The following is a 17,680-nucleotide window of genomic DNA, read 5'->3' on the forward strand; positions in this document are numbered from 1 at the left end:
GTGCAAACGTCGAGGGGCGCAACTATACAAGGCGAGACGCTCCAAGACAGCGCAATCTTCAGACAAAACGCCAGTTTTTGCGGCGACCTGCGCGCAATGCGGCGCACCCAAGCCCGATCACCTGCCCCAGCCGGCGCGGACTGCGTGAAGATTAGTCCCGACACTTGGGACGAAGTTTCTGAAAACTTGGAGGGATAACGACGCAAAACGCCAGGAAGGCACAACGACCACGAAAAATAAAAAAGTTCCAATTGCCCAAAAAAGAAATAAAATCGCCGCCATCAGGCGCTGTGAAAACGTCACGAGTGAAGGCAAGACTGTTTTTAACGCGGTATTGCCGAACACAGTAGTTTTCACGCTGCCTGCGATGGTGCTTTGCGCAAGGGATGCGGCCAGCAAAGCATAGTTGAGGCATACCAGTTGCGAGGTGAAGCAATGGGCACAGTACTACCGGCACGACCAGCACAGACTCTCTACGTGACCATTCGTCGTGACGAATTGCGCCAACTCAAAGACGAGCGCGATCAATTGCAACGGGAACTCGCCCAATTGCGCCTGATGTTGCAGAACCAGGGGCAAGCCCCCGCAGCAGTGCGGCACCTTCCCTCCGCAGGCTGAACCTCGCCCCGGAACGCAGGCCCCGCCTGCGTTCACAGCTCTACTCACTCCCCGCCACAAATCCCCCGCCACGCCTGATCCTGGCGCCTGCTACGCCGAACAAAAATCCAACGCTGTGCTAACGAACTTTTCACACTTGCCTATCGATACTCGCGGCCATTGTGGCCGTCTTGTTACAGACGACGGCCTTCATTCGCGGCGCTGAACCGGCGCGCAATGATCATGGAATTGTGGGGAGCGCTCAATGGCATGGTTCAAACGCAGTAGCACGTCTGCGGCAGGTTTTGACTGGATGGGGCTGCTCTGGCTGTTCCTGTTCTTCTGGTATTTCTCCGGCATCACCCAACTGCTGATTCAACTGACCGACACTTCCGGATTCGCCGGTTTCCGCCAGGCGTTCTTCATGAGCGCCATCTGGCTGGCGCCGATGCTGCTGTTCCCGGCACGCACCAAAGTCATGGCCGCAGTGATCGGCGTGGTGCTCTGGGCCTGTTCCATGGCCAGCCTGGGCTACTTCTTCGTCTATCAGCAGGAGTTCTCGCAAAGCGTCATCTTCATCATGTTCGAGTCCAACCCCTCGGAAGCCGGTGAATACCTGACGCAGTACTTTGCCTGGTGGATGCTCCTGGCGTTCCTGGCCCACACCGCCTTCGCGGTCTTACTCTGGACCCGTCTGCGCCCGGTTTACCTGCCCCGGGGCCAGGCCCTAGTGGCTGCCGTGGCGATCCTGGTGGCGATTGTCGGCTACCCGCTGGTCAAGCAACTCGCTCGCACCGACACCCTGGCGGACGGCCTGGAAAAGTTCGAAACCCGTATCGAACCTGCCGTGCCGTGGCAGATGGTGGTCGCTTATCGCCGCTACCGCGAGCAACTGGACGGCATGCAGGGCATGCTCGACAGCGTCAGCAAGATCCCGCCGCTGACCAACCTCAAGGACAGCATGGCCAACCAGCCGGCCACCCTGGTGCTGGTGATCGGCGAGTCCACCAACCGCCAGCGCATGAGCCTCTACGGCTACCCACGCCAGACCACCCCGGAACTGGACAAGCTCAAGGACCAGTTGGCGGTGTTCAACAACGTCATCACCCCGCGCCCCTACACCATCGAGGCGCTGCAACAGGTGCTGACCTTCGCCGACGAAGAAAACCCCGATCTCTACCTCAAGACCCCGTCCCTGGTCAGCGTGATGAAGCAGGCCGGCTACAAGACCTACTGGATCACCAACCAGCAGACCATGACCAAGCGCAACACCATGCTCACCACCTTCTCCGAGCAGGCGGACGAGCAGGTATACCTGAACAACAACCGCAACCAGAACGCCCGCCAGTACGACGGCGATGTGCTCGAGCCCTTCTCCAAGGCCCTGGCCGACAGCGCTCCGCGCAAGTTCATCGTGGTGCACCTGCTGGGCACCCATATGAGCTACCAGTACCGCTACCCGCCGAGTTTCGACAAGTTCACCGATCGCCAGGGAGTGCCGGCCGGCGTGCGTGACGATCAACTGCCGACCTACAACAGCTACGACAACGCGGTGCTGTACAACGACTTCGTGGTCTCCAGCCTGATCAAGGACTACGCCAAGAGCGATCCCAACGGCTTCCTGCTGTACCTGTCGGACCACGGCGAAGACGTCTTCGACTCCGCCGGCCACGACACCCTGGGGCGCAACGAAGGCAAGCCCACGGCGCCTATGTACACCATCCCGTTCATGGCCTGGGCCTCACCGAAGTGGCGGGAAACCCATGACTGGAACTTTGCATCCGACCTCAGCCGCCCTTACAGCAGCTCCCAGCTGATTCATACCTGGGCCGACCTGGCGGGCTTGAGTTTCGACCAGCTGGACCACAGCCGCAGTCTGGTCAGCGACAGCTTCAAACCGCGTCCGCTACTGATTGGCGACCCCTACTCACGCCAGAGCAAGCCGCTGATCGACTTCAGCCTGATGAAACCCAAAGCGCCGGTGGACGCGACCGTGGTACAGAAGTAAGCACCCGACTCGGGGGCCGCAACGGCCCCCAAACCCGTCCCTACGCAACAGTCCCCCTTACACCCGTAGCAGCCGGCTTGCCGGCGAAGAAGCCATCAAGCCCTGCACCGACCTCGCAGACGCCTTCGCTGGCAAGCCGGCTCCTGTCCGCGGACACATGATGTCAAGAATGTAATGTCCCGTTCAGGCTGACGTTAACCCTCACTTAATACACTTCGGTGAAACTTCTCCCATCACTTCTTGTGCAGGGACGAAACAAGTTACCGAACACTCTTAAGTAGGAAACACAGCATGAAACTTTCAACTTTGGTATTTAGCGGCTTGATTCTGGCCAGTTCCAGTGCAGCCTTTGCCGAAGGCGGAGCCGAGCATATGCAACGCTTCTATGACAACTTCCGCGTCGCCCAGCAACAGATTCACGGTGATAAGACCGAGAACACCGCCAAGGCCGAACAGAAGAAAACCGACCCGCACTATTCCGCTTCGGACGCCAAGCAACAGCAGCCCGACGCCTGACACATCTTTAAAGCAGTACCCACTCTGGACAATGTGCTCCTTTGGCAGAGATGGACGTTTGGCGCCCGCCCAGGGCGCCTTTTTTATATCTGCGGGCAACCACTCACTGTCACGACAATGACTGGAATATTACAACTCTGTCATTCGCCACTTTCCTTGCGCCCGTTCAACTAGCATGCCTGCGCCCGAGCGCTCACCGCTTATCGGGTCACCTGGCTAATCCCATGAATTAGCTGATTAATTTTGTTGACCCTGTAGCTACTTCAGGCTTCACCCTGCACTCATTCGATAGTACCCAAGCGGTTTGGAGAGGATCTGGCAATGCGCATTCTGGTGGTTGAAGACGAGCCCAAAACAGCGGACTACCTGCATCAGGGCCTAAGTGAAAGTGGTTATGTAGTGGACCGCGCCAATAATGGTGTGGACGGCCTGCACCTGATACAGCAACAGCCTTACGAATTGGTGATCCTGGATATAAACCTGCCGGGCAAAGATGGCTGGCAAGTATTGGAACATATGCGTGGACATTCTCCGGCCCGGGTCATGATGTTGACCGCTCGCGGACGCCTGGAAGACAAGGTCAAGGGCCTGGATATGGGCGCCGATGATTATCTGGTCAAACCTTTTCAATTTCCTGAATTGCTGGCTCGGGTCCGGACCTTGATTCGCCGCAGTGAACCCGTGGCCCAACCGCAAGTATTGCAGGTGGCTGACTTGCAACTTGATCCCCGACGCCATCGGGCTTATCGCGGCAACCGACGGATAGATCTCACGACCAAGGAATTCACCCTGCTGCATGTATTGATGCGCCACTCGGGTGAAGTGCTGACCCGCACGCAAATCATTTCCCTGGTCTGGGACATGAACTTCGACTGCGACACCAATGTGGTGGAAGTCTCCATCAGCCGCCTGCGGGCCAAGATCGATGATGCCAGTGAGGTCAAGCTGATCCACACCCTGCGCGGTGTCGGTTATGTCCTGGAAGTGCGCCAATGACGCCCTACCCGGCCGCGCAGACCAACAGCAGCCTGTCCATGCGTCTGGGGCTGACCGTCAGCCTGATGGGGGCGGCTCTGGTCCTGCTGCTGGCGACCCTGGCCTATCTGGCCCTGAGCCACGAGTTGGGCAACCTGGCGCGCAAGGGCCTGGAGAGCAAGCTGGAGCAGATCCAGCACAGCCTCACCAGCGACCTCAAGAGCAGTGACCTGGCCGCCCGCCCCCACTCCCTGCTGGACCTGGTGATGGGCCACGACAATCTGCAATTGAACATCCTGAGCAGCGATCCCCAGGCCGAGCCCCTGCTCAATGTCGGCGGCATGGCTCAGCAACCGCTGCCCCAGGCCCTGAGGGAGAACACCGCCGAGGGTTACCTCGACTGGCGCGACAACCGCGGCAACCAACTGCTCAGCGCGACCCGGCCAATGAATTTGCGCAACGGCGAGCAGGTGCGAGTGGTATTGAGCCTGGACCGCAGCAACGACCAGGCGCTGCTCAGCGCCTACCTGCGCTCCACGGTGATTGCCCTGCCCCTGCTGCTGTTGCTGATCGGCATCGGCGCCTGGTGGCTGGTACAGAGGGGTCTGCTCCCGCTGCAGCAGTTCACCCGGGTAGCCGCCAAGGTCACCACCCAGGACCTGACCCATCGCCTGAACCTGGACAAGCTGCCTCGGGAACTGGCGGAACTGGGCCAAGGCATCAACGTCATGCTGCACCGCCTGGATGGCGGCGTGCAGCGCCTGTCGCAGTTCTCCGACGACCTGGCCCACGAACTGCGCTCGCCCATCAGCAACCTGATGGGCAAGGCCCAAGTGACCCTGTCCCGGGAGCGTCCTCCGGAGGAATACAAGGCCGTGCTGGAAGCCAGCATCGAGGAGCTGGAGCGGGTCACGCGGATCGTCGCCGACATGCTGTTCCTGGCCCAGGTCAGCCAACCGGCGTCCCAGGCGCGCTTCGCCCGGGTATCCCTGGCCGAGGAAGCGCTACGGGTCATGGACCTGTTTGCCCTCAGCGCCGAGGACAGGCAACTGAAGCTGGAACTGCGCGGTGACGCCTGGGTGCTGGGGGATCGCCTGATGATCCAGCGGGCCATTTCCAACCTGCTGTCCAATGCCATCCGCCATTGCCCGGACCGGGGCCGGATCGACCTGCGGATCGAGCGCCAACTGCAGAGCGTGAGCCTTGCCGTGAGCAATCCCGGACCGGGTATCGCCGCCTGCCACCTGCCCCATCTGTTCGAGCGTTTCTATCGGGTCGACAGCAGTCGCACCCGAGCCGAAGGCGGCACCGGACTGGGCCTGGCGATCGTGCGCTCGATCATGAACCTGCATCAGGGGCGCACCGAGGTCGACAGCGTGCCGGACAGCCTTACCGAGTTCCGTCTGGTGTTTCCCAAGCTCGACCCGGCATTGCACGACGCTTAGAGCAGCCAGCCGCCCAGCGCCGCCCCCAACAGCACCAGGGCCCAGGGCGGCAGCCGGCCGCTGTGCAGCAACACCAGGGCCAGCAGCACCGCCAGCAGTTCCGGGAGCCCGGTCACGCTGCTGGTCCACAGGGGTTGGTACAGCGCGGCGGCCAGGACACCCACCACAGCGGCGTTGACCCCGCACAGCGCGGCCTGAATATCGCGACGATGACGCAGGGTCTGCCAGAAAGGCAGCACACCGATCACCAGCAAGAAGCCCGGCAGGAAGATCGCCACCAGACAGATCAGCGCCCCGGGCCAGCCGCCGAGGGCCGTTCCGATAAAAGCCGCGACACTGAACAGGGGCCCAGGCACCGCCTGGGCGCTGGCATAGCCGGTCATGAACAGCTGATCGCTGATCCAGCCCGACTCCACGACCTGGCTCTGCAACAGCGGCAACACCACATGACCGCCACCAAACACCAGGGCCCCGATGCGATAAAAACCGTCGAACCAGCGCAACCAGGGTGTTGGCCACAGCGCCGCCAGCCCGGGCAGTAACAGCAACAACAGCAGGGCCGTCCCCAGCAACAGCCAGCCCAGGCGCCGACTGCCCCAAGGCGCCAGGGCATCCGCCTCGGGCCGGGCCGCCGGGGTGATCAGCGCGGCTCCCGCCAACGCCGCCAGCAGCATCACCAGCAATTGTCCCCCCAGGCCCGGCCAGTGCAGCACCCACCCGGCGGCGAGCAGCGCAATGGCGATGCGCAAAGGCCCGCGACACAGACAACGGGCCATTCCCCAAAGCGCCAGGGCAACCACCGCGACCGCCACCAGCAGCAGGCCCTTGAGCACCCCGGGAGCGATTCCATTGCCAATACCCAACGCCAACAAGACCAGGGCCAGCGCCGATGGCAAGGTAAAACCGGCCCAGGCGCAAACCGCGCCGGACAGGCCCGCACGCGACAGGCCCAGGACCATGCCGACCTTGCTGCTGGCCGGTCCCGGAAGAAACTGACACAGCGCCACCAGCTCGGCATAGGCCGCCTCTCCCAGCCAGCGGCGATGCTGGACGAACTCCTGGCGGAAATACCCCAAGTGCGCCACCGGCCCACCGAACGAGGTCAGCCCCAGGCGCAGGAAAATCAGGAAAATGCGCCAGGGGCTTTCCTTGGCATCGGGTATTCCAGCCGGGGGCGTGACCGTGGGCATTACAAGGCTTTGCTCCAGAACAGCATGCGGCCATGGGCGGGATCGAGCATGGCATTGGCGAAACCGCAGGCTTGGTAAGCGGCCTGGGCCTGGGCGTTGCCTTCCAGCACCTCCAGGGTGATCTTGCAGCAACCCCGTTGCCGGGCGATGTCCTCAACCTTCTGCAGCATCCGCCTGCTCAGGCCCTGGCCGCGAAAGCTGTCCAGCACCACCACATCATGGACATTCACCAGGGGCCGGCAAGCGAAGGTGGAAAAACCCTCGAAGCAGTTCACCAGCCCCACTGGCTGGCCACCGGCAAAGGCCAGCACGCTGAACGCCTGAGGTCGCTTGGCCAGCTCTGCCGGCAGTTGCTGAAGCTGGTCCGGCGCCAGGGGCTGGCCGCCGCCCATGGGGTCCTGGGCATAGTGATTGAGCAGCACGCCTATGGCTTCGGCATGCACCGGGTTGCTGTAACTGGCTTGCAGCACCACGACATCGGCAACGTCCATGTTCATCCTCGATCAACGCATTGAAAGTGAGCGCTCAGGGCTCAGGCAGCCTCGATTGTAGGCTGGGGGATTTGACCAAACGAAGATTTTTCACCCACTTGCAGCAGAAAAATCCTAATGATTGGCCAGGATGAACCGCAGCCGGAAGCCCTTCCCCCTCAAGCGCCAGGCGCCGTGGCAAACCGTTGCAGCTGCATTTCCTGCAGTCGGCTCAAGGTGCGGCGGAAGGGAAACTCCAGGTAACCCTCGGTGTACAGCTGGTCCATCGGTACCTGGGCCTCCAGATAGAGCGGCACCTTGCGGTCGTAACATTCATCCACCAGGGCAATGAAGCGACGCACGCTGTCGTCATGGATCGACAGTTGGGGCAATTCGCGGTCACCGGCCACCACCCGCTGGGCGCCATCCTCGGTGCCTCGGGCAATGCGCCCCGGGCGTTGCTGGGCACTGAGGTTGGGAACTTCGCTGAGGAGAATCGCGCTGAACCTGTCACACAGCGCCATGAAGTCCATGGCGGAAAACGGCTGTTCACACAGATCGGCAAAACGGCACCAGATCACGCTGCCGGCGGCCTTGACCACCTGCACCGGCCGATAGCCGATCAACAGCGGCTCAGTGGAGACCGACTGGCCCTCGCTCAACTGCCGGAACAAGGGTTCCAGGGCACTGGGCTGGCCCTCGGCCCTGAGCCAGTAGCGCTGCGCGGCGGCCCCCGGGTGCAGACGGTGATCCTGCTCGCCGTCCACCGCCACCACTTGCATATGCTGGCTGATGGCGCTGATTGCCGGCAGGAAACGTTCACGATTGAAGCCATCGGCATACAACTGCTCGGGGGGCTGGTTGGAGGTGCAGACCATGACCACGCCCTGCTCGAACATCACCTGGAACAGGCGCCCGAGAATGATTGCGTCACCGATATCGTTGACGAACAACTCATCGAAGCACAGCACCCGCACCTCTTCGGCGAGCTCACGGGCCAGGGCCTGCAAGGGATCGGCGGTGCCGGTGAGCTGGAACGAACGCTGATGCACCCAGCCCATGAAGTGATGAAAGTGCTGACGCCGCGCCGGCACCCGCAGGCTCTGGTAGAACTGATCCATGAGCCAGGTCTTGCCCCGCCCGACCGCCCCCCACAGATAGACCCCTTGCACCGCTGTACGCCCCTGATGCAGGGCCTCGTGGCAGTTCTGCAAGGCCTGCACGGCCCGCGCCTGTGCCTCGTCGGCGACAAAGCCGTCCTGCTCCAGGGCTTGTCGATAGGCGCTCAAGGGGGAATCGAATGGCATGAGCCGCTGGCCTCCCGGCAAAAAAGCCGCAGTATGCCATCGCCACCCGTTCCATGTAGGAGCCGGCTTGCCGGCGAGGCGGCCAATACACTGGCCGACAAGCTTCAGCGGGAAATGTCCAGCCGTGCAATCCGCCCCTGCGGGTCCAGGCGAAAGGTGTAGCGCAGCGTCTGGGGACTGCCGGGAAAATCCCCGCAGACCAGGCTGTCCAGCAACACCTTACCGGTGCGCTGCTGGACCCCGAGGACCTGCAGCCGGGGACGCTGGCGATGGCTGGTGTCCATCCAGCGGGCAATCTCCTGCGGCCCTACGCGGTGTTCTCGCTCGTCGAACACCTGGGCCTCGGCGGCGAAGATCGCTGCCGCCGCCGAGCTGTCGCCGGTATTGGCAGCCACCACGTAAGCACGGATGGCCGGGGCCAGCGAAGGGTCGATTCCTGACATGACAAAAGCTCCTGGTGAGTCGATGAGCGCGCCATGTTAAGAGCCCCCTGCGTCACTTCCTGTCAGGAGTGAATTGACTGCCCTGGCCATCCCCTTGCAAGCCCTTGCGCCAGGTCCGCAGCCAGTCGCTGCGACGTCCCGGGTAGGCTTGGCCCTGCTCCTGGGCGGCGGCAATGCGGTCGGTGCGAAAGGTCCGGTAGTCCTCCCGCAGTTCGCACCAGGCGACGATCACTCGGGCCTCGTTGAGAAACCCCAGTGCCAGGGGCCAGATCAGCCGCTGGCTGGGGGTGCGGTTGACGTCGGCATAGTCGATCAGCAGCTTGGCCTGATGCCGGATCGCCTGGCGGAACACGTTCAGCGACACCGGATTGTCCGGAAAGCCATAACCCGCCGGCCCCGGCAGCAAAGTCGGGTTGCGCAAGGCGTCCTGGGCCGCCGGGGCCAGCACCGCGGCAATCTTGGCCATGGCATCGGCAGCGGCCTTGCTCAGCACCTCATCGCCGCGCTGATCGACATAACGCAACCCCAGGACCACGGCCTCGGTCTCGTCGGCATTGAGCATCAAGGGCGGCAGGAACAGCCCGCTGCGCAACACATAGCCGATGCCCGCCTCACCGTAGATCGGCGCGCCCAGTGAAGTGAGCTCGGCGATATCGCGATACAGGGTGCGCTCGGACACCTCCAGCTCCGCCGCCAGGGTGGCCGCGGTAACGGGACGGCTCTTGCCCCGCAGCATCTGCAACAGGGTGAGTAAACGGCTGGCTCGCGACACCTTGGGTGGACTCCGGAGAAAAAACACCGGCGCAGAATATCAGAGCCTCCTGACAGTCAGTGTCAGGAGGCTTGCGGGACGAGACAGGCCACGAATCAGCGGTCGACCTTGTGCCGGGCGGCATACAGACAGAGCATCTCCATGGCCAGGGTCGCCCCCGCCAGGGCGGTGATCTCGGCATGGTCATAGGCCGGGGCCACTTCCACCAGATCCATGCCCACCAGATTGATCCCCCGCAGCCCGCCAAGGATCTCCAGGGCCTGGGTGGTGCTCAGGCCACCACAGACCGGGGTGCCGGTACCGGGGGCGAACGCCGGGTCCAGGCAGTCGATGTCAAAGGTCAGGTACACCGGGTGATCCCCTACCCGTTGACGAATCGCCGCGACAATCGCCTCGCAGCCCTGACGGTGCACCTGCCGCGCATCCAGCACCTGGAAACCCTGATGATCGTCATGGGTGGTGCGCAGACCGATCTGCACCGAGCGGCTCGGGTCCACCAGGCCCTCCCGGGCGGCGTGCCAGAACATGGTGCCGTGATCGATGCGCTGCCCCTCTTCATCGGGCCAGGTATCGCTGTGGGCATCGAAGTGAATCAACGCCAGGGGCCCGTGACGCCGATGGTGGGCCTTGAGCAGCGGGTAGCTGATGAAATGATCGCCGCCCAGGGTCAACATCCCGCAGCCGGCATCGAGGATGCGCCGGGCATGGGCCTCGATACGCTCGGGCACCGATTGCGGAGTGCCGTGATCGAAGGCGCAGTCGCCGTAGTCGATCACCGCCAAATGATCGAACGGGTCGAAAGCCCAGGGCCAGTGGCGCTCCCAGGCAATGCCCGCGGAGGCCGCGCGGATGCCACGAGGCCCGAAGCGTGCTCCGGGGCGGTTGGTGGTGGCGGTGTCGAAGGGCACGCCACTGACCACCAGGTCGACGCCGCGCAAGTCACGGCTGTAGCGCCGGCGCATGAAGCTGGTGATGCCGGCGTAAGTGGCTTCGGCCCGGGTGCCGTACAGGCTGTCGCGGGTCAGGGCCTGATCGTTGAGATCGGCGATATCCATGGGTCTCTCCTCGGGGGTGGCGCTGACGCAAGAGGCTGCCGCTACGCGAGGACCAAGACCGACGCGTGAGGAGCACCTGCGAAGAAGCGGTGGCGCCAGCTTGCCCGGGCCCATACATTAGAAAAATACACACTTCGTTACGCTGACATGCCACAGGAGTAATGTTTGATGCTGGGTCAATTGCACGATCTGGACTTGCAGCTATTGCGGCTATTCGTCCGCGTGGTGGAGTGCGGAGGCTTCAGCGCCGCCCAGGGTGAGCTGGGCTTGAGCCAGTCGAACATCAGCCAGCAGATGGCCCGTCTGGAAACCCGTCTCGGCTACCGCCTGTGCAGCCGAGGCAAGGCCGGCTTCAAGCTGACCCCCAAGGGCGAACAGCTGCTGAGCGCCACCCGCCCGCTGTTCCAGTCCATCGAAGTGTTTCGCCATCAATCCAACGGGGTCGCCGGGCGCTTGATCGGCGAGGTGCGCCTGGGGCTGTCCGAAGCCCTGGACCGGTCGGTGTTGCAGAAGGTTGCCGCGGCGATCCGCGACTTTCGCCAGCGCGACGAATCGGTGCGTATCGAACTGATGAGCGCCATGCCTGGAGAAATGGAGCGTTTGCTCCTGCAGCAGCGCCTGGACCTGGCCATCGGCTATTTCTCCCAGGTTCAGCGCGCCTTTGACTACCGCCGCCTGTTCAGCGAAACCCAACACCTGTATTGCGCGGCCGGCCATCCGCTGTTCGAGGTGGCGCAGCCGGACCTCGACGCCCTGCGCCAGGCCAATCAGGTCGACCATCCCTACCGCTTTCTCGGTCCGGACGAGCCCTTGCAGAACCCGCGTTGCTCGGCCCGGGCCGAACAGGTGGAAAGCACCCTGGCCTTTATCCTCTCCGGACAGCACATCGGCTACCTGCCCAGCCACTTTGCCCGCAGCTGGGAGGACGCCGGTCAACTCAAGCCCCTGGGGCAGCCCGCGTTGAGTTTCGAGGTGGACTTCTACCTCGCCCGACACCGCGCCCAGGCTCCCGGCGAGGCCCAGCAAGCCTTCGAAGAAGACCTGCTGCGGGCCTTTGCCTGAGCCGAGCCCAGACCCGGGCGCCTCAGTAGGCCATGCTCCAGCTCAGGGTGTAGGTGCGGCCACGGCCCTGGTAGTCGTACAGATAGTCCGGCCCATAGGTCGGTGAGTAGAACAGCTTGGCGCGCTGGCCCCAGACGGTGCTGTATTGCTTGTCCAGCAGGTTCTGGATACCGCCGCTGAAGGTGCCGAACTCGGTGTCGTGGCTGCCCAGCAGGTCGAAGGTGGTGTAACCGTCGATGGTGTTGGGGGCGTCGACGCTGTGAGTGGCGTCGATGACCTTGACTGCATCGTCCTTGAGGGTGAAAGCGTGGTTGCCCTGCAGGCGCACGTTGCTGCTGTCACCTTTCCAGCCGACAAAGGCGGTGAGTTTCGACAGCGAGGCGTAACGGGCGTCGCGCTTGCTCCAGCCGCCGTTCTTGTTCTCCTCCTCGGAACGCACGGTATGCAGGGTGCCGCCCATTTCCCAGCCGTTCTGGAAGTGCCGGGTCAGGGCGCTCTCAAAGCCGTAGTCGCGGCTTTTCTGGTCCTTGACGTCAATGGTCAGGGTGGCCTGGTCGGTGGTGATCACCTTGTCCGACCAGATGTAGTACAGCGCCGCCTGGGCCTCCCAGTCGCTATCGGAGAAGCGCCAGCCGGTTTCCACCTGGCGACTCTTGATCCCGGCCAGGGGGTTGTCGCCGACGCTCAGCCCCGGCTTGCCGTAGAACTTGGCCGGGTCCGGCAGATCGAAGCCCTCACCGTAATTGACCCAGACCTGATGACCGTTCTTGAAGTCATAGATGCTGCCCAGGTTGTACAGGTTGACCGCGTATTCGTTGCTGCCACCGGGCACGTTCTTGAAGCGGCCGACATCCACGTCCATCTGCTGACGCCGGTAGCCGCCGGAAACCGTCAGGTTATCGGTGGCATGCCAGTCCAGCTGGGCGTAGCCGGACAGGCCGTCGACCCGATAGCTGGGATAGCGCGGCGCCTTGCTCAGGGTCACCAGGTCGAGGCCGCCGCTGCCCGATGAGATGCCCTGGTCGAAGGTGCTCTGCTCAGCGTTGAAGCGCTCCCGGTCCAGGTCCACGCCGTAGGTGAGCTTGAAGGCGTCGAACTCCTTGGCGAACAGCGCTTTGAGGCTGGTGACCTCGAAATTCTGCTGCGACGCGGCAAAATACACGCCCTTGGAGCCCGCCGGACTGCCGCTGTTGTAGTAGGGGAACGGAAAGAAGTTGTTGTCTTCCTTGCGGTACGAAGCCTGCAGGTAGAAGTCCTGGCCCAGCACATCACTGTGGTGATAGTTGGCGTTGAGCAGCAGGCGCTTGGTACGCGGTTCCAGGTCCGTGGAATAGCCGCCGCGCAGCTCGGCGTCTTCCAGGTTGGACGGTGCCTTGTACTTGAGGTTGGGGAAATAGATACCGGTGCTGCCGTGGTTGCCGGAGTCGTAGTACTGGGCCAGCAGGTCCAGGCTCTGCTCTTCGTTGAACTGCAGGGCCAGGCTGCCCATCAGGTCCAGGGTGCGGTTGTACTGCAGGTCGGTCTGAGTGTTGTCGATGAAGATCTGCTTGCCGGCGCCGTCATAGAACGCCTGGTTCTGCTCCCCCGCCACCGCCAGCCGGCCGCTGATGGCTTGGTTGCCGCCGCTCACCGACTGAGCAATGCGGGTGCTCAGGTCGTCGCTGTTGTTGAAGCCACTGCTGGCCCCCAGCTGGGTCTCGAAACGCGCCGGGCCCGGTTCGCCTTTCTTGGTGACGATATTGATGATGCCGCCGGTGGCGCCGCCGCCGTAGATGGCGCTGGCCCCGGACAGCACTTCGACGCGCTCGACGTTGAACGGCGAGATGCTGTCGAACTGCCGGGACAGGCCCCGGGAACTGTTCTGGCTGACCCCGTCGATCATCACCAGGACGTTGCGCCCGCGCATGTTCTGGCCATAGTTGGTGCGCCCTTCAGGGGCCAGGTCGAGGCCCGGCACCAGCTTGCCGATGGCTTCCTTGAGGCTGACTCCGGTGCTCAGTTGCTCACGCAGCTGGCTCTGCTCCACCACCCACACCGTGCCGGGGATCTCACTGATGGCGGTGCTGGTACGCGACGCCACGCTGACCTGGGTCGGCTTGAGGTTGAGGCTGGCGGCCGGGGCCGTGGCGCGACGCAGGATCACCGTGCGCGAATCGCTGAAGGACCAGCTCATGCCGCTGCCGGCCAGCAGCGTCTGCAGGGCCTGGGCCACCGTAACCTCACCGTTCAGGGCCGGCGCTTGCAGGCCGTCCACATCAGCGGTGGTGTACAGCAGGCGCAGATCGGCCTGATCGGCAAAGCGGGTCAGCGCCTGATCCAGGGACTGGCCCGCCAGCTTGAGCGCCACCCGGCGCTCCTGGGTGCTGCTGCCCTGGCTGGTAGAGCTGGCGTCCTGTGCCTGGGCCAGCAACGGGCTCACGGCGCCGGCGAACAGCGCCTGGGCCAGTAATGTGCGACGCATGATGTGTTGACCGCGCCCCAGTATCGACAGCTTGAACATAGCTTTCACGTGTTCCTTCCCAGCCCGTTGAAATGACGTCAATGAGAATGATTGTCTTCTCAGTCTCACTACGACGATTGGCCGGGAAAGAACTTGCAGTGCCCCAAGCAAAAAAAATCGACTCAGTGCAAAACCGCCAGCCACGGCAGGTAGGTCACCTGCAGCGGATAGCGCTGCTGCAAGGCCTGCAGCGAACCCTGAGGGTCGTGCAGATCGAACACACCGCTGATGGCCAGGGCCGCCAGCTGGCTATCGGAGATCAGAATACGCCCGTGCTGATAACGCTCCAGCTCGCCGATCACCTCCCCCAGGGGGCGACCGTTGAAAATCAGCTTGCCCCGCTGCCAGGCGGTGAGACTGGCAGCGTCCACGGCTTGCTGGGCCAGCAGTGGCTGGCCGGATTGATACTGCAGACGCTGATCGGCCTGGAGCAGCACCGGCGCATGATCGCCAGTGAACTGCACCTGGCCTTCGCGCACCACCACCGTCAACCGGCTGCCGTCGCGGCGCAGGCTGAAGGCGCTGGCGGCACTGTGCAGAGACTGGCCGTCGGCCTGCACCACAAACGGCCGCTGCGGGTCGGCAACGGGCTCGAACAGCGCTTCGCCAGCTTGCAGGATCACCCGGCGCTCACCCGCCGAATAAGCCACCGACAATGCGCTGCCGCTATTGAGCGTGACCCTGGAACCGTCCGCCAGGGTGATGTTCTGTTGTTGGCCGACAGCGGTGTGGTAGTCCGAGGTCAGGGCCGGCCACTGCAACCAGCCGACGCCGCTGGCCACGGCCAGTACCAGGGAAGCCGCCAGCGCCGGCCACCCACGCCAGGAACGGGGGGGCGTCGCCGCCCGGTGCTGTTGGGCGGCCTGGGTCTGGCCCAGGTCGCCCCACAACTGCTGCGCCGCTTGCGCTGCTGCCGCGTGGGCCGGGCTGGTCTGGCGCCATTGCTGATAGGCCATGCGCTGGGCCGCCGTGGCGCTGCCGGAGTGCAGCAACACCAGCCATTGGATCGCAGCGTCTTCAAGGCTTTCGGGGTGTTCGGTCATGGGGGTGTCGGCGACTGGCAAGGGGGAATCACTCATGATGCTGTTGCAACCAGTCGCGGCAATGGCGCAGGGCCTGGCCGATGTATTTTGCCACCATGCTTTCGGAAACGCCCAGCCGTAACGCAATCTGCGCCTGGGTCAGGCCTTCCAGGCGATTGAGCAGCAAGGCCTGACGGGCATTCTCCGAAAGTTGCTGCAGGGCCTCGTCGAGCACTGCCAGGCGTTCCTTGGCCAGCAGCACCGCTTCCGGCGCCGGTGCCGGGTCCACCACTTCACGGTGTTCCTGGGTGTCGCTGAGATTGGCCGCCAGGCGCTGCTCGCGGCGCAGGGTATCGATGGCCAGGTTGCCGGCAACGCGAAAAATGAAACGGCGATCGTTCTGCACCGCCACTGTCTGCTGGTCGACCTTGAGCAGCTTGAGGTAGGTCTCCTGGGCCACGTCCGCCGCCCGTTGGCGATCGCTCATACGCCGGGTGAGAAACCTCAGCAAGTCGTCGTAGTGCTCTTGAAAGCTGCGCAGCAGGCTGGGTATGGGCAGCATCGAGGGAAGGTCCGCAAATCGGGGGGGGCGGATTATTCCACAACGGCAAATGAGAAACAGTATCTTTCGTATCCCTGCAAAGTTGCGCTTTTCCGCCTGTTTGCCCTTCTGACAGCGGTACCTTTCTGGCATCCTGCGCCTCCTTTTTTCTGACCGGGTGCGCAAGTCTTGTCCGATGACATGACGTTGCGGCCCAAGTCCCGTCCACATTCCGGCGTGCGCCTTGCTGTATTCGCACGCCACTGGCAGGCCTTCTCCCATGACCGCACCTGATCGTTCCCCTCCCCGTTACAAGTCCGACCTGATCTACGGCCTCAATGACCGTCCGCATTTCAGCGCGGCGATCTTCGCCGCCCTGCAGCACGTGCTGGCCAGTTTCGTCGGCATCATCAGCCCGACCCTGATCTTCGGCGGCGTGCTGGGGCTTGAGAGCGAACTGCCCTACCTGATCAGCATGGCGCTGTTCGTCTCCGGCCTGGGCACCTTCGTCCAGGCCCGGCGCCTGGGACCCATCGGTTCCGGCCTGTTGTGCGTGCAGGGCACCAGTTTCTCCTTTATCAGCGTGCTGCTCAGCGCCGGCTTCATGGTCAAGGGGCGTGGCGGCGACACCCACGAGATCCTCTCCACCATCTTCGGCATCTGCTTTGTCGCAGCCTTTATCGAGATGTTCCTCAGCCAGTTCATCGGCAAGCTGCGCAAGCTGATCACCCCGGTAGTCACCGGCACCATCATTACCCTGATGGGCCTGTCGCTGATCAAGGTTGCGGTCACCGACATGGCCGGCGGCTACGGCGCCAGCGACCTGGGCGCGGCGAGCAACCTGGGGCTGGCAGCCCTGGTGCTGCTGACCATCGTCGTGCTCAACCGCTTCAACCACCCGATGCTGCGCCTGGGCTCGATCGTCATCGGCCTGACCCTGGGCTTCGTGGTGGCCTGGATGCTTGGTCGGGTGGACATGGCGGCCATGCCCGAGGTGCCGCTGGTGAGCGTGCCGGTGCCGTTCAAGTACGGTTTTTCCTTCGACCTGATCGCCTTCATTCCTCTGGCGGTGATCTTCCTGATTTCGCCCCTGGAAGCGGCCGGCGATCTGACCGCCAACTCGATGATTTCCCAGCAGCCGGTCAAGGGTCCGCTGTACATCAAACGCATCAAGTCCGGGCTGCTGGCAGACGGTTTCAACTCGGCGGTGGCAGCGGTGTTCAACAGCCTGCCGATGGTGACCTTTGCCCAGAACAACGGCGTGATCCAGTTGACCGGCGTGGCCAGCCGCTACGTGGCCTACTTCATTGCCGGGCTCCTGGTGCTGCTGGGGCTGTTCCCGGTGATCGGCGCGGTGCTGCAACTGATGCCCAAGCCGGTGCTGGGCGGTGCCACCCTGATCATGTTCGGCACCGTGGCCGTGGCCGGGATCAAGATCCTCGCCGAAGCCGGCCTGCATCGGCGCAACGTGCTGATCGTGGCCATTTCCTTAGGCATGGGCCTGGGGGTGGCGGCGGTGCCGGAAGTCCTGCGTGAGCTGCCCAAGGCGCTGCATAACATCTTCGAATCGCCGATCACCGTGGGCGCCTTCTGCGCGATCTTCCTCAACATTTTCCTGCCGGAGGAGTTCCTCGAGCTGGAGGAGGATGAATTCGACCCCGAAGCGGCGACCCTCAAGGTCATGCAGGACCCGGACATGAGCGGCAAAGCGAACTCCTGAGGCTGGCGGGCGTCTATGCTGCGTGCGCGGCGCCCGTCGTACACCCCGCCCTTTTTT

15 protein-coding genes and 1 pseudogene are annotated in these 17,680 nt (G+C 63.3%); 7 read left to right on the top strand and 9 right to left on the bottom strand.

The features are described 5' to 3' along the window. The first annotated feature begins 435 nt into the window (after positions 1-435). The 5 genes from P7C00_RS17040 (at position 436) to P7C00_RS17060 (ending at position 5,541) form a co-directional block, all read left to right on the top strand. Positions 436-618 carry a DUF6026 family protein gene (locus P7C00_RS17040; protein ID WP_404936913.1) on the top strand — a complete coding sequence of 61 codons (183 nt, stop codon included), beginning with the start codon at positions 436-438 and terminating at the stop codon, positions 616-618. A gap of 244 nt (positions 619-862) precedes the next feature. Next, on the top strand, positions 863-2,605 hold the full coding sequence (locus P7C00_RS17045) for a phosphoethanolamine transferase CptA (RefSeq protein ID WP_404936914.1): 1,743 nt from the start codon (positions 863-865) through the stop codon (positions 2,603-2,605). A gap of 291 nt (positions 2,606-2,896) precedes the next feature. Next, positions 2,897-3,121: a hypothetical protein gene (locus P7C00_RS17050; RefSeq protein ID WP_346634353.1), complete on the top strand. Its 225-nt coding sequence runs from the start codon at positions 2,897-2,899 to the stop codon at positions 3,119-3,121. A gap of 321 nt (positions 3,122-3,442) precedes the next feature. Then, positions 3,443-4,117, top strand: a complete 675-nt coding sequence (locus P7C00_RS17055) for a heavy metal response regulator transcription factor (RefSeq protein ID WP_346634352.1) — start codon at positions 3,443-3,445, stop codon at positions 4,115-4,117. After that, positions 4,114-5,541: a heavy metal sensor histidine kinase gene (locus P7C00_RS17060; protein WP_404936915.1), complete on the top strand. Its 1,428-nt coding sequence runs from the start codon at positions 4,114-4,116 to the stop codon at positions 5,539-5,541. Before P7C00_RS17055 ends, P7C00_RS17060 begins: the two co-directional genes overlap by 4 nt. Here the strand turns inward: P7C00_RS17060 and chrA are convergent. The 6 genes from chrA to speB form a co-directional block, all read right to left on the bottom strand. Then, the gene (gene chrA, locus P7C00_RS17065; RefSeq protein ID WP_404936916.1) at positions 5,538-6,731 is read right to left on the bottom strand and encodes a chromate efflux transporter; all 1,194 of its coding nucleotides are present in this window, start codon (positions 6,729-6,731) and stop codon (positions 5,538-5,540) included. The genes P7C00_RS17060 and chrA overlap by 4 nt on opposite strands. Beyond that, positions 6,731-7,222 carry a GNAT family N-acetyltransferase gene (locus P7C00_RS17070; RefSeq protein WP_346634349.1) on the bottom strand — a complete coding sequence of 164 codons (492 nt, stop codon included), beginning with the start codon at positions 7,220-7,222 and terminating at the stop codon, positions 6,731-6,733. Before P7C00_RS17070 ends, chrA begins: the two co-directional genes overlap by 1 nt. Before the next feature lie 158 nt (positions 7,223-7,380). Further along, positions 7,381-8,508: a cell division protein ZapE gene (gene zapE, locus P7C00_RS17075; RefSeq protein ID WP_404936917.1), complete on the bottom strand. Its 1,128-nt coding sequence runs from the start codon at positions 8,506-8,508 to the stop codon at positions 7,381-7,383. A 104-nt stretch (positions 8,509-8,612) separates the two neighbouring features. Further along, positions 8,613-8,951: a nuclear transport factor 2 family protein gene (locus P7C00_RS17080; protein ID WP_346634347.1), complete on the bottom strand. Its 339-nt coding sequence runs from the start codon at positions 8,949-8,951 to the stop codon at positions 8,613-8,615. Between the two features lie 52 nt (positions 8,952-9,003). After that, positions 9,004-9,723, bottom strand: coding sequence for a YafY family protein (locus tag P7C00_RS17085; RefSeq protein ID WP_346634346.1), 720 nt, complete (start codon positions 9,721-9,723; stop codon positions 9,004-9,006). A 95-nt stretch (positions 9,724-9,818) separates the two neighbouring features. Next, on the bottom strand, positions 9,819-10,778 hold the full coding sequence (gene speB, locus P7C00_RS17090; protein ID WP_346634345.1) for an agmatinase: 960 nt from the start codon (positions 10,776-10,778) through the stop codon (positions 9,819-9,821). A gap of 168 nt (positions 10,779-10,946) precedes the next feature. On the opposite strand from speB, the gene P7C00_RS17095 reads away from it, so the two are divergent. After that, complete coding sequence (locus P7C00_RS17095) at positions 10,947-11,840, top strand: LysR family transcriptional regulator (RefSeq protein ID WP_346634344.1); 894 nt, start codon at positions 10,947-10,949, stop codon at positions 11,838-11,840. 22 nt (positions 11,841-11,862) lie between these two features. On the opposite strand, the gene P7C00_RS17100 is transcribed toward P7C00_RS17095, so the two are convergent. From P7C00_RS17100 to P7C00_RS17110, 3 genes and pseudogenes are all read right to left on the bottom strand, one after another. Further along, positions 11,863-14,301 carry a TonB-dependent receptor gene (locus P7C00_RS17100; protein WP_404940024.1) on the bottom strand — a complete coding sequence of 813 codons (2,439 nt, stop codon included), beginning with the start codon at positions 14,299-14,301 and terminating at the stop codon, positions 11,863-11,865. Between the two features lie 161 nt (positions 14,302-14,462). Continuing rightward, positions 14,463-15,419 (bottom strand): FecR family protein, encoded by a 957-nt coding sequence (locus tag P7C00_RS17105; RefSeq protein ID WP_404936918.1) that lies wholly within the window; start codon positions 15,417-15,419, stop codon positions 14,463-14,465. A gap of 4 nt (positions 15,420-15,423) precedes the next feature. Beyond that, positions 15,424-15,924: pseudogene (locus tag P7C00_RS17110) on the bottom strand (RNA polymerase sigma factor); the annotation flags it as partial. Between the two features lie 259 nt (positions 15,925-16,183). Between P7C00_RS17110 and P7C00_RS17115 the strand changes: the two are divergent. Continuing rightward, positions 16,184-17,623, top strand: a complete 1,440-nt coding sequence (locus P7C00_RS17115) for a nucleobase:cation symporter-2 family protein (RefSeq protein WP_346634341.1) — start codon at positions 16,184-16,186, stop codon at positions 17,621-17,623. The last annotated feature ends 57 nt before the right edge of the window (positions 17,624-17,680 follow it).

Origin of the sequence: Pseudomonas sp. JDS08PS003 (assembly GCF_045013505.1) — a bacterium.
Classification (GTDB): domain Bacteria; phylum Pseudomonadota; class Gammaproteobacteria; order Pseudomonadales; family Pseudomonadaceae; genus Aquipseudomonas; species Aquipseudomonas protegens_B.

Coding starts and splice junctions, on each gene's coding strand:
- P7C00_RS17040 (WP_404936913.1), top strand. CDS start 436: ATGGGCACAGTACTACCGGCACGACCAGCACAGACTCTCTACGTGACC.
- P7C00_RS17045 (WP_404936914.1), top strand. CDS start 863: ATGGCATGGTTCAAACGCAGTAGCACGTCTGCGGCAGGTTTTGACTGG.
- P7C00_RS17050 (WP_346634353.1), top strand. CDS start 2,897: ATGAAACTTTCAACTTTGGTATTTAGCGGCTTGATTCTGGCCAGTTCC.
- P7C00_RS17055 (WP_346634352.1), top strand. CDS start 3,443: ATGCGCATTCTGGTGGTTGAAGACGAGCCCAAAACAGCGGACTACCTG.
- P7C00_RS17060 (WP_404936915.1), top strand. CDS start 4,114: ATGACGCCCTACCCGGCCGCGCAGACCAACAGCAGCCTGTCCATGCGT.
- chrA (WP_404936916.1), bottom strand. CDS start 6,731: ATGCCCACGGTCACGCCCCCGGCTGGAATACCCGATGCCAAGGAAAGC.
- P7C00_RS17070 (WP_346634349.1), bottom strand. CDS start 7,222: ATGGACGTTGCCGATGTCGTGGTGCTGCAAGCCAGTTACAGCAACCCG.
- zapE (WP_404936917.1), bottom strand. CDS start 8,508: ATGCCATTCGATTCCCCCTTGAGCGCCTATCGACAAGCCCTGGAGCAG.
- P7C00_RS17080 (WP_346634347.1), bottom strand. CDS start 8,951: ATGTCAGGAATCGACCCTTCGCTGGCCCCGGCCATCCGTGCTTACGTG.
- speB (WP_346634345.1), bottom strand. CDS start 10,778: ATGGATATCGCCGATCTCAACGATCAGGCCCTGACCCGCGACAGCCTG.
- P7C00_RS17095 (WP_346634344.1), top strand. CDS start 10,947: ATGCTGGGTCAATTGCACGATCTGGACTTGCAGCTATTGCGGCTATTC.
- P7C00_RS17100 (WP_404940024.1), bottom strand. CDS start 14,301: ATGCGTCGCACATTACTGGCCCAGGCGCTGTTCGCCGGCGCCGTGAGC.
- P7C00_RS17105 (WP_404936918.1), bottom strand. CDS start 15,419: ATGAGTGATTCCCCCTTGCCAGTCGCCGACACCCCCATGACCGAACAC.
- P7C00_RS17115 (WP_346634341.1), top strand. CDS start 16,184: ATGACCGCACCTGATCGTTCCCCTCCCCGTTACAAGTCCGACCTGATC.